Origin of the sequence: Novosphingobium sp. KA1 (assembly GCF_017309955.1) — a bacterium.
Taxonomy (GTDB): domain Bacteria; phylum Pseudomonadota; class Alphaproteobacteria; order Sphingomonadales; family Sphingomonadaceae; genus Novosphingobium.
The window spans coordinates 749738-775823 of the sequence record NZ_CP021248.1 but is presented as its reverse complement, the minus strand read 5'-3'; the positions used below and the strand labels follow the sequence as shown (position 1 = coordinate 775823).

The window sequence follows — 26086 nt, the reverse complement described above, 5'->3', positions numbered from 1 at the left end:
TGTCTTATGGAATTGCTCGACCCGAAAGATCGCACGGCCAGAGGCCAGGTTGTGGGCGAGGCCGTCATTGCCCGGCCGATCCCATCACCCGAGACACCGATCGAGGCCAGCTGGCGCGATTATCTCTTCGCCGAGATCTGGAGTCGGCCCGGTCTCGACCGCAAATCCCGCTATCTGATCGCCATCGCAAGCGCAGCCAGCAGCAATGGCCCGGTCGATATTCTCGACGACTACATCCGCGGAGCGCTGGTGATAGGCGACCTCAGCCAGATCGAGTTACGCGAGGCAGCGCTGCATCTGGCCGTCTATACCGGCTGGTCACGCGGGATCGAGCTGGACCGGGCGGTGACCCGGGTGGCCGGTACCTTGGGCTACCCGCTCTGCCCGTTCGAACCGATCCGGGTGGAACCCTGGAACCCCGAAGAGCGCATCCGGCAAGGCATCGACGAGTTCGACGCCGTCATGGGTTTTCCGGGGCCGCCCCCTGTCACACCGTACTTCGAGGCCGGGATCGACAACTTCGTCTTTGGCGAGATGTGGAGGCGCGCCGGCCTCGATCAGCGCTCTCGGCGCTGGGTTACGCTTGTCGGCGTTTCGGAAAGCTGCGCGACTACCCCCATAAAGACCCATTTCTACGCGGCCATGTCGAGCGGCAATTGCCAGCCGGACGAGCTGCAGGAATTCGTGCTGCAATATGCTGTCCATGCCGGATGGCCCAAGGCCTCGGTCATCCAGGGCGCGGTCATGGCAATGATCAAGAACTACAAGGCCGGGCTCGCCTGGGATGCGTGAGGACAATCCAACTATGCTAAAGACCGCTTTCATCGGCCTCGGAAGCCAGGGCGGCCCGATGGCGGCGCGTATGCTCGCAGCCGGCTATCCGCTGACTGTCTGGGCGAGGCGCGCCGAGGCGCTCGAACCCTTCGCGGCCAAAGGAGCAACCGTCGCCAGCGACGTTGCAGCGCTCGCCGCAGAAGCCGATCACATCGGCATCTGCGTGGTGGATGATGGAGGGGTCGCGCAAATCTGCGACACCCTTGTTCCTGCGATGCGCGCCGGCAGCCTGCTGGCCATTCATTCGACGATCCTGCCCGAAAGCTGCGAAGCCCTTGCCGCGATTTGCGAAGCCCGCGGGATTGCCTTCATCGATGCGCCGGTAAGCGGCGGCGGCGGCGCAGCCGCCAACGGCACGCTGACAGTCATGTGCGGCGGCACAATCGACGCTTTCGAGCAGGCAAAGCCCGTTCTCGAGACATTTGCAGGAACGCTGGTCCATCTCGGTCCAGCTGGCTCTGGCCAGCGCGCCAAGATCGTCAACAACGCCTTGATGGCAGCCAACATGGGCCTCGCGCATGCGGCCTTGCAGGCCGGTGCATCGCTCGGCATTGATCGGAATGCGCTTGCAGCCCTTATCAAGGCCAGCAGCGGGCGCAGCTTCGGGTTTGAAGTCTATGCCCGCCTGCCGCAGCCAGGTGCTTTCGCGCACGGTGCAGCGCTCCTGGCCAAGGACGTCAGCCTCCTTGAGACGATCCTCACGGACCAGGCCAGCACCCGAACGCTCGCATCGGCTGCACGTCCATTTCTTTCAGCAGCACAGGCCTGATGCCGAAGCAACCTCGCCAGCGTGGTTCGGGCTGATCCGCTATCACGCTGGCGACATAGGACAGACCGTTCAGGCAATGGCCTCCTCACCGTCCAACGTCACACGGTGCATCACTCGTCCGCTATCCACCGGATAAGGCTCCACGCGGTGGAGCACGCCGCAATTATCCCAGACGATCATGTCACCCACCTGCCATTCATGACGATAGACGAGGCGCGGTTGGCAAGCCCACTCCTTCAGCTCGGCCAGCAGCGACGTGCTCTCGTCTGCCTCCATGCCCTCGATCCAGTCCGCGCTGGAGCCGAGGAGCAAGGACTTGCGACCCGAACGGTGCGTCCAGACAAGTGGGTGCCGATGGATCGGAAATCGCGCCCAGTCCGCTTCCATTTCCGCTGTGACGTCCGCGTGAACACCCCGTTGGGTGCCCTCCATCGTATGCGCGACCCTGAGGCCTTCGAGCGCCGCCTTGCGGTCTTCGGGCAGTTCCTCGTAGGCGGCATAGGCATTCGAGAATTCGGTCTGCCCGCCGGTGGATGAAAGCTTGCGGCCCGTCAGTACAGTTCCGCGAGCAGGAACAGGATCGTTCCAGCCGTCAAAGTGCCACAGGATCGTGCCCTTGAGATACTTGGCCGTGGACGTCACCCTGTCGTCCAGACTGATCTTGTGCAGCCCCCGTTCGCCCTGATCCGTGGGGATGCCGATCGTCCTGGCAAATACACGTTGCTCCTCGTCGTTGAGGCTGATCCTGGGGAACACCAGAACGCCGCGCGCTTCCAGCAACTGGAGCAGATCCGCTGCCCTGGTCCCCTCCAGCAAAATCGTCCGGTCCGCCTCGACGCGCGTACCGATCAGCGGCATCAGGTTTGTTGTCTCGAAACGCATGGGATCCCTCTCCATAATTCATCGCAATGCCTTGCTAGCGTCACCTGGCTGCCGCCCCGGATCGCCCAAGGCGCAAGGCACCGCGATGTCTTGTCCGGATCACGGAACCTTGACTTGCCTATTTCGGACGGAAACCCTCAATACGAGCTGCGCGCGCGAAGCCGGCGCTCGCGGGGCGACATGCCCAGTACCTGCCGGCTGAAACGCGTCATGGCCGATTGCTCGGCAAAGCCGAGTTGCTCGGAAACGGCCGATAGCGGCAAATCGGTGAGATCGAGGAGATTGACCAGTCGCTCGCATCGCACTTCGTCCTTGATCGCCTGAAACGAGGTTCCCTGTTCGCGTAACCTGCGGTGCAAGGTCCGACAATGGAAACCCAGGCGCCGGGCGACATCCTCGCTGTTGCACGCGGGCGTATGCAACCAATGGACGATGAGGCCGCGAACCCTGACATGGAGCGGTTGCTCATGGACAGGGTACATGGTGCCAATCCCGGCGACGAGTTCCCTGCAGCTCTGAGGGTCTGGCTCAGCCATTCGGCTGCCCAAGACATGGGCGCCATAGACGATCGCATCGACGTCCTGTCCGAACTTCACGTCCACACCGAAATGCCCACGATAGACCGCAGGATCAGAAATCGGCTGGTGACGCAGGAGAACCTTGCGCGCCCGCGTCCGGCCTTCGGTCGCGCGGAGCCCGACATGGTATTCGACAAGCAGCACCTGCTCGATGATCTGGCGCGGATCCGCGATCCCTCCGACCAGAATGTCGTGCCCGACCAGGATACTTTCCTCGTCGGCCTGAATCTTGAGCCAGATCGCCGCAGCGCGGCTGTGAGCGTAGCTGTGCCGGATAACCTGTTCGAGAGCCTCGCCGAAGGTGGATGAGCTCATCATGAGATCGAGCAAAGGCGTGCGGATTTCGTTTGCCTGGATCCCGCCAAGGCGCATCCCGAAGTCGGGAACATCAAGGCTCCTCGCCGTGAGGGCGAGGAGGTCCGCCATCAAGCGATAGCTGACTGAACCTTCCCCGCGCCCAAGCATTTCGGGATCCAACCCGGCAGCTTTCTGCAAGGCAACGGGATCGCCTCCGAGCCCCGAAACAAGCTGCGGAAACAGGTCGAGTATGCGCCGGTCGACGATGTCGAAGCCGGCAATCGTATCGGACTTGCGCCTACGCCCTGTAGGCATTCATCGGCCTCGCGCCCGCACGCCCAAGACGCGAATATTCCTCACGCGCCGTGGCCTCGCACGAGCTCGAAGCTTTTAGCCATATGCTGCGCGAAGCCGTCTTCCACCGGATGGAAGGTCCATTGCCGGGCCTGATCCCTGATCGCCCCGATTTCCTCGGCGACGGCATCGATGGTCCAGTCCGGACGGTAGACGCCTTCAGTCTCGGTAATGAAAGCGCGTGCGATCCGCCCGCCCATCGATACGTACATCTCGCCCGAGACCGAGCAGCTCTCATGTGCGAGCCAGGCCACGACCGGCGCGACCAGTTCGGGACCCATCGGCGGATACTGCGAGATATCGAGCCCCTCGGCCATGCGGGTCACCGCGCCGGGAAGGATGATGTTCGATTTGACGCCCCGCGCCGCGCCTTCGATTGCAGCGATATTGTTGAGGCCGATCATCCCCGACTTCGAGACGGCATAGTTCACGACACTGGGCATCGAATAGAGGCCGCCGATCGAGCCGGTCAGCACGATCCGCCCATACCCCCGGCCGACCATGTGCTCGAAAGCGGGTCTTACGACATGGAATGCGCCGAGCAGGTGAACGTCGACAACGCTGCGAAAATCCTCGTAGGAAATCTCGTCAAGCATGGCGAAGCGGTTGTTGCCCGCATTGTGAATGAGGACGTCGAGCCGGCCGAAAGAATCGAGCGCGGCTTCGACCATGGCCGCCCCTCCTTCCGGGGTTGCCACGCTTTGGGTACAGGCTGCGGCCTCGTAGCCGGCATCACGCAGGGCCTGTGCCGCCTCTTCTGCCGGGGCGTGGTCCGAGCCAGCACCGGTTACGGCGCTGCCGTTGTCGTTGATGACAATCCTCGCCCCGAGCGACCCGAGGAGTTCGGCATAAGCCAGGCCAAGCCCGCGTGCGCCGCCGGTAATGAGGACAACGCGTCCATCGAAGCGCCGATCAGTCATGCATTCCTCCAGGTTGTATCGCCCGCAGCCCAGAGCGGGGCGCCGCGGCTCTCCCTGAGCGAGGGGATGACGCGGCCGTCGTTATCGGTCAGCCCATAGTCCGCCGCGAGCTCGGCATTGATGAAAGTCCCGCCCGATCGGCTTTCGAGAGCAGGATCCATGGCCAGCGCCGCGATCACGCGGCCAGGAAACTCCGGTGAGGAACCGACCGCGCTGTTGAGCTGGCTGGCCATGCCCGGCACCGATTTGAGGTTCTCCTTCGCCCGCTCGGTGTAGGTGAAGCCCTGCCAGAGCGAGACTGCAGAGACACCGGTACCGCGCAGTTCATGGCCCATATCGCGCATCATCCGGTCGGTGGCCGTCTTGGTCGTCCCGAAAACGACGTCGTAGGTGTAGGTCACCCCGACATAGCCCGAGAGCGCGGCGATCAGCCCCGAGCCCTGCGACACCATCAGACGCGCGGCGTGCCAGGCCGCAATGAAGGCAGCGCGCATGCCGGTGTCCCAAATCTCCCATTCATCAAGCGGCTTTTCCCAGAACCCGTCGCGCCGGGTCATCGCTTCGGGAATGGCCATGGCGTTGTTGACTAGGATGTCGAGGCGCCCTTCATCGCGCTCGACCCGCTGGAAAAGTGCCTCGATCTGCGCGTCGTCGGCAAGATCGAGTGGCACTGCCACCCCCTTGCCTCCTCGGCGCCCCACCTCTTCGACCGTCTCGCCAAGCGTACCGGGCAATGCGCTCTGGCCTGGCGCCAAGGTTCGCCCGGTGACGTAGACCGTTGCGCCGTGTTCCGCGAGAGCACAGGCGATCCCCTTGCCGATGCCGCGGCTGGCGCCGGTCACGACCGCGACCTTGCCTGCGAGTCCCCCGGATGCGCGCGTCATGCAGCAGGCTCCGCGGCAGGATTGCTCGGCGCACGAAGGTTGACGAGCGGCCGGCGGTAGGAAGGGTCGTCCTTGCCGCGACTGGTCACGCCGTTGAGCGCGATGTCGGGGACATCTGCGAACGGCACCGGTATTGGCGGAGGGGCGCATCCCCATTCGATGACATTGGTGCGCAGCGCGATCTTCCATGCGCCGTCTCGTCGCTCCAGCCGGTCGATGTAGCGACCCCCGGCAATCCAGAGGCTCTCATCCCGGTTGCGGCCGACGAACTGGTAGTAGGTTTCGCAGTGGGCGGTATCGCCGGCGAGATCTATGCTGGTCTGAAGCAAGGCATGGTGGGTCAGTATCTGTCCCGCCTCGTGCATCGGAACCGCCCAGTCCCAGCAATCCGCGGCGCTGCCCACGAAAGGCCCCGCAGCCATCTCGGCATCGTCCCAGAAGGCCGAGAGATAGATATCCCGATCGGACCGGTCCATACCGCGCGAGAAACGCGCAAGGCACTCGAGAATGTCCTGCTTGTCGAGCAACGCGTCGATGCGCCGCTCCCTGTCGCCAAGGGCCCGTTCACTTGCCACGGTAATCAACCTCCGCAATCGGTTTCCAGATCGGCGATCCCCGCGTCGCCCTTGCCGATTGGATCGTCTGCCCGTCGATGTCCGTGAGGCCGTAGGCTTCGGCCAATTCGGCGGTTATGAACTCGCCGCCGGAGCGCCTCATGATATCGGGGTCGGCCGCGAGCGCTGCGACAACCCGGCCCGGATGCTCGACGCTGCTGCCATGCATCTGCGTGATGGACGCGGTCATCCGGTCTCCCATCTTCGCAAGGTTGTCCCTGGCCTTCTCGGTGAGCGTCAGGCCCTGCCAGAGGGTCAGCGAGGCCACGCCGTGTGGCTCGAGTTCGATCGCCATATCCCGCGCCATGCGGTCGACCGCGGATTTCGATGTGCCGAAGATCACGCCATAAGTGTAGGTAACCGCCGCAAAGCCGGAGATCGCCACGATCAGGCCTGATTTCTGGGAGACCATGAGGCCCGCCGCATGCCAGGCGGCCACGTAGTTCGACCTGACGCCGACATCCCACATCTCGAGGTTCGACAACGGCTTTTCCCAGAACCCTTTCGGTTCGAGAAGATCGTCGGAAAGCGCGAATGCATTGTTGACGAGAATATCGAGGCGGCCGGCTTCGGCGGCGATCCGTCCGAATAGGGCCGCGACAGCCGCGTCATCGCCGTGATCGCAGGCAACGGCAATGCCCCGCCCGCCGCTCGGCCTCCCGCGCTCGTCGCATTCAGCCGCCGTGCCGCCGACCGTGCCTGGAAGGTAGTAGTCCCCTTCGTTGACCGTCCGGCCGGTCACATAGACCGTCGCCCCCTGCTCGGCGAGCACGAGCGCGATGCCCTTGCCGATGCCTCGGCTTGCCCCCGTAACGAGTGCGACCTTTCCTGCCAGCGGCGCGCTCATGCCTCCTCCCCGGCAAACCAGCGCTCGCTGAAGTCATCTTTTGCCCGGCCCGGGAAATGACCGGCAGTGAAGGGATAGCCCATCACCCCTTTCGACCAGTCCGCGGCAGCGCCCCAATCCTGCTCCCAGTCGTAGAGCATGGTGCGCCCCGCGATCCGCCACGCATCGCCGCGCTTCTCGAATCGGTCGAGGTAGCGTCCGCCGATGCAGGTGTCCCGCTCACCGCCTTGCGCTGTGCTTGGGGACCCCATGTCGACCCGGTGATAGGAAATGACGTGGCTTTCGACCGATGCCCGATCGCCTTCCAGTTCAATGTAGGACTGGCCGATCAGGTGCTGCGTATCCTTGATCGCATCGGCGCCGGGCACGACCCAGGCCAGGTAAGCCTCGAAATCGCCTGAATAGACGCCGTAATCGAAGCGCGCCTCGGGCCACCAGCAGGAGCGGATGAGGTCGGCGCTGCGGCGGTCCTCTCCGCGCGCCAGCCGCGCAATGCAATCGCGGATCGCATCGCGATCAGCGAGCTGGGTAATATCTGGGGTCATCGTTCCTCTCCAGGTCCTGCGTTTCGCATCGGACAAGGCGTCACGCTACATTGCCTCGAGCCAAGTGTTCTTGACGGATCGCGACAGATTGAACGGTTGTGCGCAGCGGCGTCCGCTCAGTGCGAAGCAAGCTGGCTCGCAAGTACGCGCCGGGGATTGGCAATCAGCATGCGCTCGATATCGATCTGCGAGACGCCTGCGGCACGCAGCGCCGGAAGTACGTCGTCGTGAATGTGCAGATAATGATGATTGGGCATGGCCCGGTGGTAATCGTCGACCTCGGGAAAGAAGTCGGACCAGCAGCAGCAATCGTGGCTGAGGGTCATCTGCCCTGCATACCCGCGGCGGACCATCTCCGCGACGGTCGCCACGCGCTGCTCCATCGTGATTTCGAAATCGACGCCGAACCGATCCATTCCCAGCATCGAGCCACGGTCGGCGAGCCTGGCGAGATAGTCGATGTCGGCCGTATCGCCGCAGTGGCCGATCACGACGCGCTCGAGATCCACGCCCTCCTCGGCAAGGACCTTCTGCGCAATGAGGCCCGTTTCGTGCTTTGCCGATGTATGCACCGTGACCGGCGCGCCGGTCAGCACATGGGTGCGGCCGACGGCCCTCATGATCCGCTCGACGCCGCCTGTCAGGCCCGGCGCATCGATCGCACATTTAAGCATTCCCGCGCGGATGCCGGTATCGGCGATGCCCTCGACGATATCGCTGACGAAATGCCCGACCATCGGCTCCACTCCGGTGTCATGGAGAAGACCCGGCCCCCAGAACTGGAACGGCGCGGGAACCGCATCGAAGGAGTAGGCCCCGGTGGAGACGACGATGTTGACGGCTGTTCGCTCGGCGACTTTGGCGATGCTGGGCATGTGCCTGCCGAGACCGAGCACCGTAAGATCGATGATCGTGTCGAACCCGGCATTCTTCAGCTCGTCGAGGCGCGCGACGGCATCGTCGATGGTCCGGGCGGAATGGAAATCCGGCCGGTAATTGAAGGTGTACTCCATATCCATCAGGAACACGTGCTCATGGATCAGGACCCGTCCAAGATCCTTTTGCGCGATCGCTCCGCGCGCCGTCTCGATCGTCGCCAAGCTCACGTTCCTTCAGATTTCGAGGCAGATTTTCCCGACATGCTGGCCTGAGCGCATCAGGGCCAAAGCGTCGGTCAAACCGGTGAGCGGCAGGACACGCTCGATGATCGGGTGGATGTCGTGCGCTTCGATCGCACGAACCATATCGAGCTGATCCCGGCGGCTGCCGACTGTGACGGCCTGAAGCCTGAGGCGCTTGGCCTGAACCACCGCGAAGGGCATCGTGTCCGTATCGAACCCGGCCGTTGCCCCGATGATCGCGACATGCGCTCCGGTCCGCGCAGCGTGGAAACTTTGCGCAAGGGTATTGGGCCCGCCGACCTCGATCACGTGCTCGACGCCCAGCCCGCCGCTCAGATCGAGAACTGCCGCCCCCCATTCCGGCACCTCGCTCCTGTCGATCACATGGTCGGCGCCGAGGTCGCGAAGGCAAGCAGCCTTGGCATCCGAAGATGTGATCGCAATGACTTCGGCCCCGGCAGCTTTGGCGAACAGCAGCGCGAACAACGACACGCCGCCTGTGCCCAGCACCAGCACACTTTCACCTGGAGACACACGGCCATCGGCGATAACAGCGCGCCAGGCCGTGACGCCGGCACAAGGCAGGCACGCCGCTTCGACGAACGAGAGATTGCCAGGCGCCCTTGTGAAATGCGAAGCGGGCCGAACCGCTTCCTCGCAGGCGAACCCGTCGGCCGGCCCGCCCGGCGAATTGTTCAGATCCGCGCGGTCGATATGCCCATCCAGCCAGTTAGGATGGAACAGGCTGATTACGCGGCTTCCGACCTCCAGGCCGCGAACGCCCTCGCCCAATTCGACAACCTCGCCGGCGGCATCGGATAACGGGAAAAGACCGGCCGGCGCCGGCATCACGCCGCTTGCCACCAGCCCGTCACGAAAATTGACCGACGCGGCCCGGATGCGAACCCGGATTTCTCCCGGGCCAACCGGCTGGGGGGAGAGGCTGGTCAATTCCAGCCTGTCGCGCCCCTGCGGCTCGCCGCCCGCTGCCATGAGGCGCAGCGCCTTCATCGAAACTTTGCGCCGAGCTCGATCCCGTACGTGACGGGCGAATTCCAGACCGCGCCCGTACCGAGCGTATTGAACAGGACCTGGGTGCGGTAGCGCCGGTCGGTCACGTTGTCCCCGAACACAGCCACGGTGTAGCGATCCGATGGATCGGTCCATTCCGCACGCAGCGAAAGGACCTCGTAGCCTTTTTGGCGGAACTGCTCCTCGGGATCGAAGTAGAAGCTCGAGGTGTAGTAGAGATTGCCCGAAAGCATCAGCCTGCCGCCGCCCAGGTCGAGGCCGTAGCTCGCCCCGATGTTCCCCGTGAACTCGGGCGCCCTTTGCATCTTGAAGCCCGAGGCATCGGTCGAAGTCTGCGTCAAGGCGCCGGGCCCCGACCCGCCAAGAGACGTGGGGATGCAGGCCATGGAATTGGTGAGATCGGCAACCGCAGGATCGCAGTAGCTGTAGTAAGGGGCGTTCGTGAAGGACTTGTAGCGCGCATGGGTCCACGAGGTGCCGGCCTGCAGCGAGAATGCGCTGCTGACCTTGTAGCGCAGCTGTGCCTCAAGCCCGTAGATTTCCGAGGTCGCGGCATTGCGGATCTGGGCAGCGCCGTCCTGATAGCTCGACACCTGGAGGTTCTTGTAGTCGTAGTAGAAGCCGGCCAGATCGGCGGAGAAGACCCGGTCGTCGTACTTGTAGCCGACTTCGAATGCGTTGATCTTTTCCGGCTTCACCGGCTGCTGCGAATAGCCGCCCACGTTCAGGATTCCGGCCTTGTAGCCCTTGGTGTACGAGGCATAGACGCTCGATTCCTCGCTCGGCTTGAAGCGAATGACGGCGCGGGGCGTGAAGCCGTCGTTCTTGAGCGTTGCCACCGGGATGTGAACGCCCGCTCCGCCCGACCAGAGCACCGTCTCGCCGTTGGGGCCGATGAACGAAGACGTCGTGAAGTTCGTGACGAAGTAGGCATCGCCGACCACGTCGTGGCTATAGCGACCGCCAAGCGTGAGGAAGAGCTTGTCGCTCACCTCGTACGTCGCATCGAGGAACGCCGCATAGGACTTCGTGGTCGTGCTGGAGCCGCCGAACTGCCCGTAGGGCGCACCGCCGAAGCTAGCCCCGATGTCCCAGGTGTCGCGGATCTGGAAATAGTTCAGGCCCGCAGTCCACTGCAGCCGCGAGCCGGGCTTGGAGTTCATCAGAAACTCCTGGCTCCAGGTTTCATCGTTCACGCCGACGTAGATGTTGAACATCGGAATGGCCGTCGCGTCGAGGTCGCCGTAATAGGGCGACAGATCCTTGCGATACTGGGAGTACGAGGTGAAATCCGCAAATCCCAGGTCGGCCTTGAGCGTGGCTTGCAGCGCATCGGAATTCGAGCGGAAGCTCACCGGCGTATTGAGCAGAACGTCTCCGGGCTTGGTAGCGTAAGTACCCGAAGGCGCATAGAAGTAGACCAGCGGCAGGCCCTTGGAACTGGAGGTTCCATAGATGGCCTGTCCTGCAGCCGAAACCTTGTCGAAGAACCCGGCCCCGCCTGTCTGGTCGATATAGCCGTTGACGAGCTGTGTGGTGGGATCGTTCGTTTCCGCATGCACCCAGCGCAGCAGCAGCGACACATCGTCGGTGAGGTCCGCCTTCATGCCGACGCGAAGAGACCAGTCCTCGTACTTGCCGATATTATCGTTGCCGTTCGAGACATCCGTAAAATAGCCGTCGCCGCGGCGGTAAAGGCCCTCGACATCGACGGCCACCCGATCACTGATACCGAAGGTGGCGTAAGCCTGCGCCTTGACCGCATTGAAGCGGCTGTAGCTCACCTTTGCCTCGCCGTGGGTGTCAGTGCTCGGATCCGCCGTAGTGACGATGATGGCTCCGCCCGTCGTGTTGCGCCCGAACAAGGTACCTTGCGGCCCCTTGAGTACCTGGATGCTCTTCACGTTGAGCAGGTCGAAATCCGACATGTAGGTGTTGGCCTGGAAGAACCCGTCGACATAGATGCCGACATTCGGCCCGCCGCCCGATGTCGTGATTGCCGTACCGACACCGCGGATCGTGGGCTGAACCGCGGGCCCCTGGCTGTCAAACCGCAGGCCGGGCGTGATCTTGGCGGTGTCCGAAAGCTTCTCGACGTTGGCCGTGGCAAGCTGCGCAGGTCCGAGCGAAGTCACGCTGATAGGCACATCGCGCGAAGCTTCGGACCGGCGCTGCGCGGTGACAACGATTTCGGGTGCTGTCGGCCCCCCAGTCTGCCCACCTGCCTGCCCGCCCACCTGGTCACCCGGCTTGTCGACTGCCTGCTGGGCAGCAGCAGCGACGGAACAGGACAGGCTTGCAGCAGCGATCGCATAGACCGACGCCGACCGCAGTGAAAAAGCAAACATATCTCGAACTCCCCCATTCGCCCCTCGTCCGGGCAGCGAAATCTCGCTCGCCCTGGCCGACGGGTGGGCGCTCATGGCCCCGACCTCAGGGCGGGATGGATTCGTTCGCGACCCCTGACTTGACCGATCGCGACATTCACACGCGGCAAAGTCGCTCTTCGCCCACGCGATGAAATTGCATTCGGGCTTCCCCAACCATGACCAGACGGGATCCAAATCCCCCGGATATCATCATTTAGTATCATATTAGAAAAATAGGTGCCGGCTCGCGGCAGATCGCAGCGGCCATGAAAGCTGGCCGAATGTCATTGAAACATAGCTGAAATACGTATTCAATCAGCGTGCTTACAAAGTGGTCTGCGAGTATCTGCGCCTTAAGAAAGAGGCGCCATGCAACAACCGCAATCTCCATTGCATCACCCCAAGTCGCGATATACAGTGTCCTAATTATAAAAAAGTAGATGGGGTGAGGACTATGAGGCTTTCGAGCTTGAGGGCTTATGCGTGCCAGCTTGCCACTGGCGTTGCACTTTGCGCGATCACTTCGGGAACAGCGCAAGCACAGAGCAGCCAGGACAGCGCAACCGCGCCAAGAGCCACGGCGGATTCGGAGATCGTCGTCACGGGAACGCTGATCAGGGGGATCGCGCCGGCCGGCTCGAACGTCGTGGGCATGAACGAGCAACAGGCGGAGGCCACCGGCGGAACCAGCACCAACGAAATTCTTGCAAGCATTCCCCAGGTCAGCAACTTCTTCGGCCTCGTCCCTGCCGGCGTATCGCCGGTCTCAGGATCGAATGGCAGCAATCCGATTGCGCGCCCAAACCTTCGCGCCTTGCCTGCAGCAAACACCAGCGGCGGCGCGCAGACCTTGGTACTGATCGACGGGCACCGCGTGGTCGGAGCCGGGACCCAGCAGATCGCGGTCGACCCGGACATCATCCCGCCGATCGCAATCGAGCGTGTCGAGGCGATGCTCGACGGCGGCTCGGCCGTCTACGGATCGGACGCGCTGGGCGGGGTTCTCAACTTCATGACCCGCAAGTCCTATGACGGCATCAAGGTCGAGGGACGTGTCGGCATCGGCGACGACTACACATCCTACGACGCCGGCCTGCTGCTCGGCAAGAAATGGACAGGCGGCGGCATCTATGTCGCGTACAATTACTCGCGGCACGATGCGATCTTCGGTTCGGATCGCGACTATGTGAAGCGTATCGACTGGAACACGGGCGTGCCTGTCGGACGCAACTGCGCCGAGCCCACAACGACGATCGGCACGACCACTTATGTCAATTCGGGAACCGGGCTCGTTGTCGGCGGCCCCAATACCTGCGACCCGTCGCAGGACCAGGCGATCTATCCGCGCAACGAACTCAACACCGTCTTCGCCCGGCTCACGCAAGACCTTGGCGACTGGCTGAGCGCCGACATTTCCGCGAACTACGCCGACCGCAAGACAACGGGATTTGGCGGCACGCTCGGCGCGGTGGGCAGCACGACTGGAACGGTCACCGTCACTTCGGCAAATCCATACTATCGTAGCACCGGCGACGCCAACAGCGGCAAGGCCCAGACCGTCCGCTTTAACTACGGTCCCGTCGATGGCGAACGCTCGAACCGTCAGGACACCCAGCTCCAGTCGTGGAGCGTCACCCCGACGCTGACGGCCAAGCTCGGCAGCGACTGGCAGGCCCGCGCCCTGTTCAGCTACGGCCGGAGCAAAGTCACTTATGACAACAATGTGCTCGATCCGGTCGCCCAGGCTACCGCGCTGGCGACAGGCAAGCTCAACCCTTACGACATTGCATCGACCTCGCCGGCTGTGCTCGCCGACATCCTCGATGGCCATGAGCGCGGATTTGGACGCAACGAACTCTACGATTACCGCTTCATCGCCGACGGACCTGTCTTCACGCTTCCCGGCGGCGATGTTCGCGTGGCCGTCGGCGGCGAACACATGCGCGACAACTTTGCGCGCCAGACGACCGACGCACGCCTCAACCTGCTCCCTATCGTCAAGTATACACAGACGGTAAAATCGCTGTTCGGCGAAGTGCAGGCGCCGATCTTCAACGATGCCGGCCCCGGCCTTGAAAGTCTGCTGTTGTCCGCCTCGGGCCGGTACGACAAGTACAACGACTTCGGCGACACCTTCAATCCGAAGTTCGCATTGACCTACAAGCCGATCGACTGGTTCTCGGTCCGCGCCAACTGGGGCAAGTCGTTCAATGCTCCCTCGCCGGTCGACCAGCTCGGCCCGCTGACGGCATCTGCAAACCTGGTGCCGGGCCAGTTCCTGGCGCCGCCTCCCGGCTACAGCTTTGCAGCAGGTGAAACCGGCGTCTTCCTTGGCAACGGCTCGGTAACCGGGCTCACGCCGCAGAAGGCGAAGAGCTGGGCCGTTGGCGCCACGCTCGAGCCGCCGTTCATTCCCGGCCTGACGCTCGATGCAAGCTACTACCACATCGACCTCAAGGGCACGATCGGGCGGCCGGTCAGCGGCACCGGCCTTACCGACTTCTACAACAATTTCCCCAATCTGTGGATCTTCCGTCCGACCGGACAGCAATTGGCGGCAATTGTAGCTGGACTGCAGAACCCGGCCAACGCCGGCTTCACCATCCTCAACCCGACCTCTACCGACCAGGCCCTCGTCAGTTCGGCAGGCGGCGCTGGAATCCCAGTGGGCGTCGTGCTGGACACCCTGGTCCGCAATCTCGGCACGTCGACGCTTACCGGCATCGACTTCGATGTCAGCTATGTCCTCGATACCAGCTTCGCATCGTTCGATGCCCGCGTTGCCGGCAACGTTCGCCTCACGCAGGACTCGCAGATGAGCCCGACTGCTGCCGTGGTCGACGAACTGGCATTCGGGACGCCCAAGACCCGGATCATGTCGACGCTCGGGACAACCATCGGATCCCTTCGCGCGCAGGCGACCTGGTATCATTCCGCCGGCTACAAGCGCGGGGATGCCGGCCTGGCTTCGGCCTTCGGCCAGACCCGCATCAAGTCCTTCGATACTGTCGACCTGTTCTTCCGCTACGAGTTCAAGGGAAGCGGCCTGACGGACGGTCTCGCGGTCACCTTCAACGTCAACAACGTCTTCGACCAGGACCCTCCGGTTTACAAGAACGTCGGGCAGGCAGGCTACGACCCGAGCGTCGCCTTCACGCTGGGCCGGGTGTTCCAGATCGGCATCCAGAAAGAGTTCTGAGCATCCAGGATCAGCAAGCTCCCTCCTTACCCGGTCGGCTTTCGGGCCGACCGGGTCTTTCTCTTAGGAGCAGGAGCGCCGGAATCACGAAGGGCTTGGCTGACCGAGTCCTTCGATCACGAAAGAGGTAAGGAAAGATGGCACGGACCGCATTGGTGACCGGCGCAGCATCCGGCATCGGAAAAGCCTGCGCCAAAAGGCTCGCTGCGGACGGCATGGCCGTTGGCGTACTCGACATCCTGCTTGAGGATGCGGAACGAACCGCCAGCGAGATCATTGCCGCCGGCGGCCGGGCAATCGCTCTGCAGGCCAGCATTGCCAATCGCGCGCAGATCGAAAGGCCGCTGCGCGATTGCGAACCGAATTCGGACCGATCACCGTATTGGTCAACAACGCCGGGATCACCGACACAACGCCCTTCCTAGAGATAACCGATGACAAATGGGAACGGATCTACGAGGTCAACGTCAAGGGCACCTTCATCGTCACGCAGGTCGTGGTGCCGGACATGATCGAAGCCGCCTGGGGCCGGATCGTCAACATGTCGTCCTCGAGCGCGCAGACCGGCTCGGCAGGCATGGCCCCTTATTCATCCTCCAAGGGCGCCATCATCACCCTCACGCGAACGCTCGCCGCGGAGCTGGGGCCACTGGGCATCACGGTGAACAACATTCCACCGGGCGTCATCATGAACACGGTCATGTCCGAGGCGAACAAGGACAAGTTCCCGATCCCTCTCGAGACGGTTCGCGCCAACATACCGGTGCGCCGCACCGGCGAGCCTGAAGACATCGCCAATGCCTGCTCCTGGCTTTGCCTCGAGGCCAGCAGCTATGTGACGGGCCAGACCATCGGTATCAACGGCGGGCGCATCCCGTCCTGACAGGACGGCGTGTTTGGGGCGCGCTTGGGCCGGGGTTGGGCCGGACTTTTGGCGGGCTTGTGCGGGTAAGCGCGGTGCCCGCTCCCATGCGAGATCAGATCAGTTCAGGCCGCTCCATCGCCCGGCTCGAGCCAGGGCGCAAACCGAATCCCGCGAGTCTCCTTGCGCAGGCGCCCCGCGTGAGGGAATGGCAGATGCGCGGGAATGATGACAGTCGACCGTTCGAGACTGTCCAAGGCAAGGCGCCGGCGGGTCTCGATCATTGACACCCGGTCATCGTGATCGCCGAACACGACAGTCGGATCGATCAGTTGCAGGGGGTGGTGGATTGCATCGCCGGCGAACACGGCCTCGCCCTCGCCGCCGTCCAGCCTCAGCATGGAATGGCCTGCGGTGTGGCCATGCCCGGGCTCGATCGCGAGGCCCGGCGAAATCCGGTGCCGGTCGAGGACAAGCTCGGCCTGCCCGGCTTGCACGACGGGCTCGATTGACCGCTCGAACACGCCTGAATTGTAGTCGACCGCCCGGTACCTCGCCGCGTTCGATGGATGCCAGCGATCGTACTCCCTGCGCACGAAGAGGTAGCGGGCATTCGGGAAAGTCGGAACCCAGCGCCCATCTTGCAGAAGCGTGTTCCAGCCTCAGTGATCGTGGTGAAGGTGGGTGCAGAAAACGTAATCCACGTCCTGGACCCGGTATCCCGTTTCCTCGAACCGTTCGAGAAACGGCGTATCGAGCATATCGAACGTCGACATGGGATGAGGCCGGGAATTTCCGGTACAAGGATCGATCACGATTACGAGATTGTCGACGTGCACGACCCAGCTTCGAAAGTTCAGGCTCCAGGTGTCGCCGGCCTCGAGAAAATGCGGCTCGAGCCACCAGCGGTTTGCTTCGATCAGATCGGCCGGCGCTCCGAGCCATCCGATGGGCCGGCCGACCAGCTCCATTTCGAGAACCGTGGTAATCGACGCGCTGCCGAACCGGATGCCATCCATCGCTTGCACTGCCCTCTCAGAATGGCCTCAGCACGCCTCGGAACAGGTCGCACTTGCATCGCCGCGCTGCCTTCAATGGACAGGTTCCTCGGCAAGCTTGCTGGCTGCAAGGGTCCGCAGTTCGCTGGTCTTGATCTTTGCCGTGCCGGTCAACCCGATTTCCTCCTCCGTCAGGCTCAGGAAGCGGCGGGGTATCTTGTAGCTTGCAAGAACTTCGCGAAGGCTCTGCCGCAGCTCCTCCTCGCCTCGATCGCAGCCTTCGTGAAAGACGACGCATGCGACGACCATTTCGCACAGGGTATCGTGCGGCACGCCGACCGTCTGACTGATCTTGATGCCCGGCATCGCCCGGATGGCCTCGTCTATCTCGAGCGGGGAGACATTCGCTCCGCCAGTCTTGATGATGTCGTTGAGCCTTCCTTCCCAGAACAGGCGCCCTTCCTCGTCGATCCGTCCACCGTCTCCGGTTCGGAAGTATCCTTCCTCATCGACGGAATCGGCAAGCGGGATGCCCAGGTAGCCAAGCATCAGGGTCGGTCCCTTGACTGCAATTTCGCCGCTGCTACCCACGGGAACGCCTTTTCCCGAAAGAGGGTCCACAATCTTGATGGCATTTCCCGGAAGCGGGAGACCATGGCTATCGGCGGCAACCTTAGTGGTGGTCATCGCCGGGTAGGCCGCACTCAGCGTGAAGGTCTCGGTATTCCCGTAACAGTGCCTGGGCTCGATCCATGAGGTCGTGACGCTCGGATGTGCCGCCACCGCGGAACCAGGATCGACGAATGCGAGCGAGGACAGGTCGACGGCCCGCCAGTTCGGCGCCGAGGAAAGCTGCTCCCACTGATGCGGCCAGGCGAATGGAAACGAGACCCGTTCGGCCTGCCACAAGTCGAGCGCCTCGACCGGACCAAAGGTGCGCTGGAGGATCAGACTGCCCCCGACGCCCAGAGTTCCTCCGATGATCATGGCGAAGTTGCCCGACCAGAAGAACCCGTTTGCCGTCCAGCTGCGGACGCCATCCGCCAATCCCTGCTGCCGGCCCATGCGCCAGAGTTGCAGTGCAATTCCCTGGTGCGAGGAAAGGATGCCTTTGGGAAGCGCCGTGGAACCCGAAGAGAAGAACAATGCGCCGCAGTCGGCAGGCTTTACGGCTCCCAGGCGCGCATCCAGCACCTCATCCGAGACATTGGTCGCAAGTGTGAGGAACGCATCCCAGGATCGAACCGCCCCCGTCTCCTCGGCACCCAGAACGACCAGGTGCCGAAGAAACGGGAAACGGGCCGACGCGTAGTCCCCGGGCTCACCGTGGCCGATCTTTCCGTCGAGATCGCAGAGCATTTCGAGAAAGTCCTTCTTGAGGACCCTCCCCTCGAACAGCAGGAATGTCACCGCGGAGTGCTCGAGCAAGAACTGCAATTCCGACGGCGTCGAAAACGTACTGAGAGGCGTCGCGATACCGCCGGCCAGCGCTGTCCCGAAGACCGCCGAGAGGAATTCCGCCCGGTTCGTCATCAGGATGCCGACCCGCTCTCCCTTGCCAAGCCCGAGCGCGACCAGGGACTTGGCGACCTCCCTCGAACGGTCCCACAAGTCGCAATAGCTCCAGCGCTCCCGCGTTCCGTCCTCGAGGCGCTGGACCAGCGCCTCCCGGCCACCGTAGCGATCCGTCACGTCCCGGAGGAAACCGCCGAGCGTGAGTTCACCCAGTCCCGTTTCATCGGCCAGCGGGATACCGCGAGCGACCGAAACCGAGGGATCGGCTACGAAGACATGCAAGGACACGGTAAGCTCCTCAGAACGGCAGTTGGACTTCGTTGACGGAAGTGACGACGATTTTGCCTTCCTGGTTCGTCATCCGCACTTCCACCCGCACAACCGGGAAGCCCCATTCGGAATTCTCGATCTTCTCGATGACTTCCCCTTCAATATAGGTGACGTCGCCTTCGAAGGCGGGACCTCGGAACTCGCTCTTGGCGTGGCGGACCATGCCGTCATGCCCGGCCCAGAATGCCAGGTAATCGGTGTTCCACGCCGCCATCGTCGCGCCATAGCCATAGGCCCGGTGCATGCCGATCTCGCTGGCCCGGCCATCGTCGATATGGCCGCGAGAGGGGCCGAGGTAGAGCCCGTCACGCAGGCGCGGGTCGATCAGCGCGCCTTCCTCGTCGAAGGAAAAGCCCTCGATCCAGCCCATGTCCTGATTGACCCAGCAATCGGGCACGCCTTCCACGCCCTGCCAGTAAAAGCTGCCCCAGATGTTGAAGATGAAGGCGCGGTATTCGGTGGTGAAGCTGGCGATCGAGTGCGGCCCAATCACCCGGCGTGGCAGTTTTTGTCCCACCGAAACTTCCTCGAAATGCGGCGACTTGCCCTCGCGGTTGGAAAGAAACCAGTCGCGGCGCACCTGATCGATCTCTGCAAGTTCGGCGACCGTCCACTTGCGCGGCGCGCCGGCAGTGGAGGCATACATGCCGCGCTTTTCCGCTTCTTTCGCCAGATAGCGGATCACCGTGGGGCAGGATTTGGCGATCAGATCGCCGCGCTGATTGCGGTGGATGGTATCACCGCGCTGGAACAGCGTAGGGCCGGCAAAGCGCGTATCGGTCAGCTTGAAGCCAGTGAAGATCCGCTCATGGCTGAGGTGGTCGCCGGGCCGGACATGGGTGCCGTACCACCACCACTCCTCGCCGCCGAAGATCATGTGCTGGCCCTCGATCCGGCCGACGCAGGCCTGATTGTTGCCGTGCCCGTAATCGAGCGCGACGCAGATCGATTGGGGGGCGATGATGTCGCCGAACTTCGTATCCTGAGCAAAGCGCTGATCCCAATGCAGCGGGTTCACATAGTCCATCGCCATGACCCAGCGGCGGATATCGGTCTTGTTGCACGGCTCCCAAAGTTCGCCGCCGCCGACCTTGTGGCCAAGGCGCCATTCGACGTCGCTGATATCCATCTGAGCGGTGGTTTCACCTTCAGTCACAAAGCATCTCCCATCGTTCGGCAGAGGCCCGTCGACACGTCGGTCGAGGGCCAGGCCGGTGCGGGATGATTTGTGCGATATCTCTGCGGCTCGCGACTTGACCGATCGCGACAAACGTCACTGCGTGACTTTTTCTGTTTTGCGACGATTGGAGACAATCGCGTCGCCCACTGAGCTTTAAGGAGGTAACTGCGCCTGTATTCGCCTGCGCCGAAGCCCGCCTCATACAGACGCTAATCTCTCGATCAAGAGGCCAGCCTCACCCGCTTAATCCCAGCCATCCCAGCAGCGTCTACTGTTTAAGAGCTGTGGGTTACTCCGGATGAACACGACCGAGTAGCCCATAGAAAACGCAGGCCAGACAACCATCGTATCGCGATCCTTTGAGGGCGATCCGGCCTGCATCGCCGCCAGCCAACCGGCCCAGCGTTCGAAATTTCTTGTGAGGGAGTGAGGTACTTTCGGTGTCTAGCATCGAAGGGATCTATTCAATGACCGAGTCAATCGCCCAGATTACGGCTGCGTTTCACGGACATCTGGCCCCCGCATCATCGGGCGTGGAAGTGAGCGCCGACGGCCGAACACCGGCCAGCACGATATCGAGTCCGCGCTCGATCCAAGCGCTCTCGTTGCCGCGATGGCCCGAGATGGCTCCGACAAGCATCCTGATCAACAATATCAAATCATCCTGTGTGAAATCGGAGCCGAGGAGTTTCATACACTTCGCCTGCGCGATGACACGGTCATACAGTCTGGATACCTCGCCTTGCATCCATTCGAGAAACGGTCGTGTCCCGCGGGGTGGTGTAGGAAGGTTTCCCTGAGAGGGTGGCCACCGTCGATCTTCTGGTAGGGTTCGGATGCGAACTCGAACCTGGAGAAGAAGACGATGACCGAGGACAGAATGGCCCTTGTCGAGCTGATTGAGCAAGGGGCTGATAGCGATTTGGTGCGTGAGATGCTGGCTTTTGCCGCAGAGCGTATGATGGATCTCGAGATCGAGGCGAAGACGGGCGTGCCTTGCGGATCACGCAGCCCTGAGCGGCTGAACCACCGCAACGGCTACCGCGAGCGGGGTTGGGATACGCGAGCTGGCCGGATTGATCTGGCGATCCCGAAGCTGCGCAAAGGCAGTTACTTCCCGAGCTTCCTGGAGCCACGCCGTACCGCCGAGAAGGCCTTGGCGGCAGTGATCCAGGAAGCCTACGTCCACGGCGTTTCGACCCGCTCGGTCGACGATCTGGTCAAGGCGATGGGCGCCAGCGGTGTTTCAAAGAGCCAGGTCAGCCGTTTGGTTGCCGAGATCGACGAGCGGGTGAACGCATTCCTCACGCGACCGATTGAAGGCGAGTGGCCCTATCTATGGATCGACGCCACATACCTCAAAGTGCGCGAGGGCGGACGGATTGTCTCGACGGCGGCGATAATCGCGGTGGGCGTCAACACCGATGGCCGACGCGAGGTTCTGGGCGTGGCCACCGGCCCGTCGGAAGCCGAACCTTTCTGGAAAGCCTTCCTGCGCTCTTTGGCTGACCGAGGCTTGCGCGGTGTGAAGTTGGTCATCGCCGACGATCACAAAGGGCTGCGCGCTGCGGCCAGCAAGGTATTTTCCGCGACCCAGCAGCGCTGCCGGGTGCACTGGATGCGCAATGCGTTCGCCCATGCGGCGCCGAAACAACGACCCGCTGTCATTGCCATGATCAAGACCATCTTCGCGCAGGAGACGGCCGAGGCGGCGCAACAGCAGTGGGACCAGGTTACCGATGCCCTGCGCGAGAAGTTTCCAAAGCTGGCCGACATGATGGACGCATCACGCGAGGACGTGCTCGCCTACATGGCCTTCCCCAAGGATCATTGGGCGCAGATCGCCTCCACAAATCCACTGGAAAGGGTCAACAAGGAGATCAAGCGAAGGGCAGACGTGATCGGCATATTCCCGAATAACGCTGCCGTCGTTCGTCTCGTCGGAGCACTCATGCTGGAGCAAAACGATGAGTGGGCGGTATCGCGCCGCTACATGACACTGGAAACCCTCGGCTCGGTGAGCCATAATCCTATTGTCAGCTTGCCAGCACTGGCAGCCTGACCTGAACTCGATCCTGCCGTGGATCGACGGTTCCTACACCACCCCGCGGGACACGACCCAAGGGTTCTCAAATACGATGGAACGCGACGAAATAACAATCCGAACGCTTTCCTTACCAATTCTGAAGCTGCAGAATTTCTTCGCCTGTCCCCTCGCAAACTAGAGAAACAGCGGGTTGTCGGTGGAGGTCCACCGTTCAGAAAATTTGGGAGGCGTGTCCTGTACGCGCAAGCAGATCTTCAAAAATGGGCTGAAGATCGTAGGTTCGACAACACATCTCAATTTTGAGGGTCTGCGGGGAACGCCAAACCAGCGCCAACCGAACGTTCACGCATGCTCGAATATCGCGACCAAACCGTTGAGGCGGTTAGCGCTGCAAAAGAAACTTAGGCCGCCAGTTGGTGAGGTAGAATACCGCAACATCTAAGCGCCACGGTGAGATGGTTGTCTGGCGACGGACCATTTTGTCCCTTGTCCGATTTTGCACCCTGGGGAGAATCAAAACATCGCACGCACACCGAAGACTGCTGATACGCCGGACACACCCTCACCCGCAGCGCGTGCAAGATCCGCCGTGCCACCAAGCTTGCGTTCCCAATTGATGCCCACATAGGGAGCCAGCGAGCGATTGCGCTCGTAGCGAAGCCTCGCACCCATTTCGAGGCGCTCGAAGCCTGCGCCGACGTTCAGCGCCGGTACGTCCTGAAAGGCAAAGTCCACCTCGGCCTCGGGCTCGATCACCAGCGATTGGGTGATGCGCTGGGTATAGCCCGCCTTGCCGCGCGCATGGACATCGCCTTTGTTCGAGACGAGCAACTGGCCTTCGAGCTCGAACCAGTATGGCGCCAGCCCCTCGATGCCGACCAGCGCGTAAGTGCGTTGCGGATCAGGCCGGAAGTCCTGCCGCATGCCAAGTTGCAGGTTGAACCAGGGATCGAGCGCATGCCGCCAGTAGGCACCCAGCTCGATACGCTCGGCCCGCTCGCCGAAGGTGCCCTCGCCCTCGCTGGCCAGCACGATCCGGTCGATATCGCCGCCGTACCACGCCTGCCCTTCCCAGCCGAAACCGTCCCCGCCCTTGCCGGTGCGGAATTCCAGTTGGTCGACCTGAAGGGCGAAAGTGTTGAACTTCATCTCCTTCACCATCGCCGCGCGCGACGCCGCCATGCGATCGGGCGCGAAGAAGCGCTGCGCAGGAAAGTCGGTCGGCACCGGTGGCGGCGGGGCATCACCCGGCTCGTCGGAGACCGTGCTTGCGGGCACGGCGTGAGCGGAGTGATCCATGCCCTTCATATCCGGCGCGCTCATGTCCATGCCGGACATGTCCATCTGCGAATGGTCCATGCTGCCATGATCCATTCCGGCATGTTCGTCGGCTTGAGGCGGTGTGGGATTAGCCTCCTGCGCTTGCACGGCCAAAGGGGAGGTCGCCAGCAGCAGCGAGGTGAGGACCGGGAAGAACCGAGCCATCAGGCTTCTCCCTCCCGGCGCACCGTCACCACGCGCATCATCCCGGCGTGCATGTGGAGAAGCATGTGACAGTGAAACGCCCAGTCGCCCTCGGCATCGGCAGTGAGATCGAACGAGGCCTTTCCGCCCGGCAGCACGTTGATGGTGTGCTTGCGCGCGCGGTTTCCCGGCTCGCCGCTGACCAGTTCGAAGAAGTGGCCGTGGATGTGGATCGGGTGCGGCATCATCGTGTCGTTGACGAGATTGACGCGTACGCGCTCGCCCAGACGGAACGGGATCGGCGCCGGATTTTCCGACATCGCCTCGCCGTCCATCGACCACATGTAGCGTTCTATGTTTGCGACAGCCCGTTCTGCAGTCACGATGGGGCGAATTTATCTAGCAAATCCAGATATATGATTGACCTGCCCCCCGCTGAGTGGCCCAGAGACTATGATAGTCTGGACCACGAAAGGGACGATGAATGCCGAGCAAGAAGCACAAGCCGGAAGAGATTATCGGCAAGCTGCGTGAAGTTGAGATTGTGCTGGCGCAGGGAGCGAGCACGGCTGAAGCCTGCCGCCGGATCGCGGTCAGCGAGCAAACCTATTATCGCTGGCGGAAGGAATATGGCGGCCTGAAGACGGACCAGGCGCGGCGTATGAAGGATCTGGAGAAAGAGAACCAGCGTCTTCGCCGGGCGATTTCGGACCTGACGCTGGACAAGCTGATCCTGCAGGAGGCTGCCAAGGGAAACTTCTGAGCCCTGCGCGGCGGCGGCGCTGCATCGATCATGTACGACGAGAGCTTCCGGTGTCCGAGCGACGGATATGCCGGGTGCTGGGTCAGCATCGATCGACACAACGCAAGGTGCCGCGCGGGGCGGATGACGGTAAGCGATGTTCTCAGGCCACGGCGGTCCAGGGCATGAGTTCGCCGAGGGCGTTGGCTGGGTGACCATTTGCTAGCCTGGTGAGTGTTTCGGTCATCCATGTGTGTGGATTGACGTCGGCGATCTTGCAGTTCTCGATGAGCGTGGCGATCACCGCCCAGTTATCGCCGCCCTCGTCGGAGCCGGCGAACAGGGCATTCTTCCGATTGAGCGCGAGCGGACGGATCGAGCGCTCGACGACGTTGCTGTCGAGGTCGACGCGGCCATCGTCGAGGAAGCGTGAGAGACCATCCCAGCGGGTGAGCGCGTAGCGGATCGCTTCGCCGAGCTTGCTCTTGGCGCTGACCTGGCGGTTCCGGGCATCGAGGTAGTTGTGCAGGTCGTTGACGATGATGCGACTGCGTTCGTCACGGACCTGGCGGCGTTGTTCGGCGGGGTTGCCGCGTACCTCGTTCTCGATGGCATAGAGCAAAGCGACACGGCGCAGCACTTCGGTAGCCACCGGCGATGTATCGGCAAGTTCGTAGAATTTGCGGCGCACGTGCGCCCAGCAGAACGCGAGGCTGATCTCATTGCGGCGCCTAGCGAGCGCGGCGTAGCCGCCATAGCCGTCGACCTGCAGGATGCCCGCAAAATCGCCGAGATGCGCTTGTGCCCGTTCGCCCTTACGGTCGGCGGCATAGACGTAGGCGACCATCGGCGGATCACCGCCGCCCCAAGGGCGTTCGTCGCGGGCATAGGCCCATAGCTGGCCGGTCTTGGTCCGCCCGCGACCCGGATCGAGTACCGGCGCGGTGGTCTCATCCGCAAACAGCCGTTCTGATCGCCGCAATCGCTCGAGGATGTGGTCGCGCAAGGGACGCAGGTACCATGCTGCTCGCCCGACCCAGTCCGCCAGGGTGGATCGATCAAGCTGGATACCTTGCCGGGCGTAGATCTGCGCCTGGCGGTACAGGGGTAGATGATCGGCATACTTGGCGACCAGCACCTGCGCGATCAGTGCTTCGGTGGGAATGCCGCCCTCGACGATCCGTGCCGGTGCCGGGGCCTGCACAATGGCACTCTCGCACGAGCGGCAGCCGTAGCGTGGGCGGCGGGTGACGAGGACGCGCAAGGTGATGGGCACGACGTCGAGGCGTTCGGCCACGTCTTCACCGATCTGGTGGAGCGCCCCGCCACAGCAGGGGCAGGCCCGGATGCCATCGACTTCTTCCACATCGACAACCTGCTCGATCCGCTCGAGATGCGCCGGCAGCGAACCGCGGTTGGTCTTGCGCACTCGCTCGGCCGGGGCACGGCTCGCCTTGTCCCTGGCATGCACGGCCTCGGCCAGGGCCGTCTCGACTTCTTCGAGGGCAAGCTGGAGTTGATCGGGATCGAGCTGTTCGGAACGGCGGCCGAAGCGATGACGCTGGAGGGCGTCGATGATCGACCTCAGTCGCTCGGCCTCGGCCTTGAAAACCTTGAGGGCATCAAGCTCGCGGGCCTGTTCGAGGACGAGCGCACGGAGCGCTTCAACGTCTTCGGGAAGGTCCGCCTCGATGAGCATGAGT

19 protein-coding genes and 5 pseudogenes are annotated in these 26086 nt (G+C 62.7%); 7 read left to right on the top strand and 17 right to left on the bottom strand.

Translation table 11 applies throughout. The features are described from left to right. Nucleotides 1–6: 6 nt before the first annotated feature. Nucleotides 7–792, top strand: a complete 786-nt coding sequence (locus tag CA833_RS21410) for a carboxymuconolactone decarboxylase family protein (RefSeq protein ID WP_207081119.1) — start codon at nucleotides 7–9, stop codon at nucleotides 790–792. A 13-nt stretch (nucleotides 793–805) separates the two neighbouring features. Then, on the top strand, nucleotides 806–1603 hold the full coding sequence (locus CA833_RS21405; protein WP_207081118.1) for an NAD(P)-dependent oxidoreductase: 798 nt from the start codon (nucleotides 806–808) through the stop codon (nucleotides 1601–1603). Between the two features lie 69 nt (nucleotides 1604–1672). On the opposite strand, the gene CA833_RS21400 is transcribed toward CA833_RS21405, so the two are convergent. From CA833_RS21400 to CA833_RS21355, 10 genes are all read right to left on the bottom strand, one after another. Next, nucleotides 1673–2485, bottom strand: a complete 813-nt coding sequence (locus CA833_RS21400; RefSeq protein ID WP_207081117.1) for a TauD/TfdA family dioxygenase — start codon at nucleotides 2483–2485, stop codon at nucleotides 1673–1675. A 137-nt stretch (nucleotides 2486–2622) separates the two neighbouring features. Then, the gene (locus tag CA833_RS21395; RefSeq protein WP_255535891.1) at nucleotides 2623–3675 is read right to left on the bottom strand and encodes an AraC family transcriptional regulator; all 1053 of its coding nucleotides are present in this window, start codon (nucleotides 3673–3675) and stop codon (nucleotides 2623–2625) included. 41 nt (nucleotides 3676–3716) lie between these two features. Continuing rightward, entirely contained in the window at nucleotides 3717–4634 is a 918-nt protein-coding gene (locus tag CA833_RS21390; protein ID WP_207081115.1) for an SDR family NAD(P)-dependent oxidoreductase, read from the bottom strand. Beyond that, complete coding sequence (locus CA833_RS21385; protein ID WP_207081114.1) at nucleotides 4631–5518, bottom strand: SDR family NAD(P)-dependent oxidoreductase; 888 nt, start codon at nucleotides 5516–5518, stop codon at nucleotides 4631–4633. The genes CA833_RS21390 and CA833_RS21385 overlap by 4 nt, the downstream gene beginning before the upstream one ends. Continuing rightward, complete coding sequence (locus CA833_RS21380) at nucleotides 5515–6093, bottom strand: nuclear transport factor 2 family protein (RefSeq protein ID WP_242526586.1); 579 nt, start codon at nucleotides 6091–6093, stop codon at nucleotides 5515–5517. Before CA833_RS21380 ends, CA833_RS21385 begins: the two co-directional genes overlap by 4 nt. Then, a complete protein-coding gene (locus CA833_RS21375) occupies nucleotides 6083–6979 on the bottom strand; it encodes an SDR family NAD(P)-dependent oxidoreductase (protein WP_207081113.1) in 897 nt (298 codons plus the stop codon). The genes CA833_RS21380 and CA833_RS21375 overlap by 11 nt, the downstream gene beginning before the upstream one ends. Then, nucleotides 6976–7524 (bottom strand): nuclear transport factor 2 family protein, encoded by a 549-nt coding sequence (locus tag CA833_RS21370; protein ID WP_207081112.1) that lies wholly within the window; start codon nucleotides 7522–7524, stop codon nucleotides 6976–6978. Before CA833_RS21370 ends, CA833_RS21375 begins: the two co-directional genes overlap by 4 nt. A 116-nt stretch (nucleotides 7525–7640) precedes the next feature. Beyond that, nucleotides 7641–8624, bottom strand: coding sequence for a phosphotriesterase (locus CA833_RS21365; protein WP_207081111.1), 984 nt, complete (start codon nucleotides 8622–8624; stop codon nucleotides 7641–7643). Nucleotides 8625–8636: 12 nt separating this feature from the next. Continuing rightward, nucleotides 8637–9656: an NAD(P)-dependent alcohol dehydrogenase gene (locus tag CA833_RS21360; RefSeq protein ID WP_207081110.1), complete on the bottom strand. Its 1020-nt coding sequence runs from the start codon at nucleotides 9654–9656 to the stop codon at nucleotides 8637–8639. Continuing rightward, nucleotides 9653–12025: a TonB-dependent receptor gene (locus CA833_RS21355; protein ID WP_207081109.1), complete on the bottom strand. Its 2373-nt coding sequence runs from the start codon at nucleotides 12023–12025 to the stop codon at nucleotides 9653–9655. Before CA833_RS21355 ends, CA833_RS21360 begins: the two co-directional genes overlap by 4 nt. A gap of 490 nt (nucleotides 12026–12515) precedes the next feature. Between CA833_RS21355 and CA833_RS21350 the strand changes: the two genes are divergently transcribed. Beyond that, on the top strand, nucleotides 12516–15245 hold the full coding sequence (locus CA833_RS21350; RefSeq protein WP_207081108.1) for a TonB-dependent siderophore receptor: 2730 nt from the start codon (nucleotides 12516–12518) through the stop codon (nucleotides 15243–15245). Nucleotides 15246–15382: 137 nt separating this feature from the next. Continuing rightward, nucleotides 15383–16128: pseudogene (locus CA833_RS21345) on the top strand (SDR family NAD(P)-dependent oxidoreductase). Between the two features lie 104 nt (nucleotides 16129–16232). On the opposite strand, the pseudogene CA833_RS27055 reads toward CA833_RS21345, so the two are convergent. The 4 genes and pseudogenes from CA833_RS27055 to CA833_RS21320 all read right to left on the bottom strand — a co-directional run bounded on the left by CA833_RS27055 (nucleotide 16233) and on the right by CA833_RS21320 (nucleotide 20824). Further along, nucleotides 16233–17078, bottom strand: a pseudogene (locus CA833_RS27055) (MBL fold metallo-hydrolase). A gap of 120 nt (nucleotides 17079–17198) precedes the next feature. After that, nucleotides 17199–18908, bottom strand: a complete 1710-nt coding sequence (locus CA833_RS21330; protein ID WP_207081105.1) for a class I adenylate-forming enzyme family protein — start codon at nucleotides 18906–18908, stop codon at nucleotides 17199–17201. A gap of 10 nt (nucleotides 18909–18918) precedes the next feature. Continuing rightward, nucleotides 18919–20106, bottom strand: a complete 1188-nt coding sequence (locus CA833_RS21325) for a MaoC family dehydratase N-terminal domain-containing protein (RefSeq protein ID WP_242526583.1) — start codon at nucleotides 20104–20106, stop codon at nucleotides 18919–18921. Nucleotides 20107–20632: 526 nt separating this feature from the next. After that, on the bottom strand, nucleotides 20633–20824 hold the full coding sequence (locus tag CA833_RS21320) for a hypothetical protein (RefSeq protein WP_207081104.1): 192 nt from the start codon (nucleotides 20822–20824) through the stop codon (nucleotides 20633–20635). 171 nt (nucleotides 20825–20995) lie between these two features. On the opposite strand from CA833_RS21320, the gene CA833_RS21315 reads away from it, so the two are divergent. Then, on the top strand, nucleotides 20996–22192 hold the full coding sequence (locus tag CA833_RS21315) for an IS256 family transposase (protein WP_207081103.1): 1197 nt from the start codon (nucleotides 20996–20998) through the stop codon (nucleotides 22190–22192). Nucleotides 22193–22291: 99 nt separating this feature from the next. After that, a pseudogene (locus CA833_RS21310) lies at nucleotides 22292–22480 on the top strand (helix-turn-helix domain-containing protein); the annotation flags it as partial. 210 nt (nucleotides 22481–22690) lie between these two features. On the opposite strand, the gene CA833_RS21305 reads toward CA833_RS21310, so the two are convergent. Together CA833_RS21305 and CA833_RS21300 are read right to left on the bottom strand one after the other, a co-directional pair. Beyond that, nucleotides 22691–23662: a copper resistance protein B gene (locus CA833_RS21305; protein ID WP_207081101.1), complete on the bottom strand. Its 972-nt coding sequence runs from the start codon at nucleotides 23660–23662 to the stop codon at nucleotides 22691–22693. After that, a pseudogene (locus tag CA833_RS21300) lies at nucleotides 23662–24003 on the bottom strand (multicopper oxidase domain-containing protein); the annotation flags it as partial. The gene CA833_RS21305 and the pseudogene CA833_RS21300, both read right to left, overlap by 1 nt. 122 nt (nucleotides 24004–24125) lie before the next feature. Between CA833_RS21300 and CA833_RS21295 the strand changes: the two are divergent. Further along, nucleotides 24126–24532 (top strand): annotated as a pseudogene (locus CA833_RS21295) (transposase); the annotation flags it as partial. A gap of 14 nt (nucleotides 24533–24546) precedes the next feature. On the opposite strand, the gene CA833_RS21290 reads toward CA833_RS21295, so the two are convergent. Then, a complete protein-coding gene (locus CA833_RS21290; protein WP_207080768.1) occupies nucleotides 24547–26082 on the bottom strand; it encodes an IS66 family transposase in 1536 nt (511 codons plus the stop codon). Nucleotides 26083–26086: the final 4 nt, after the last annotated feature.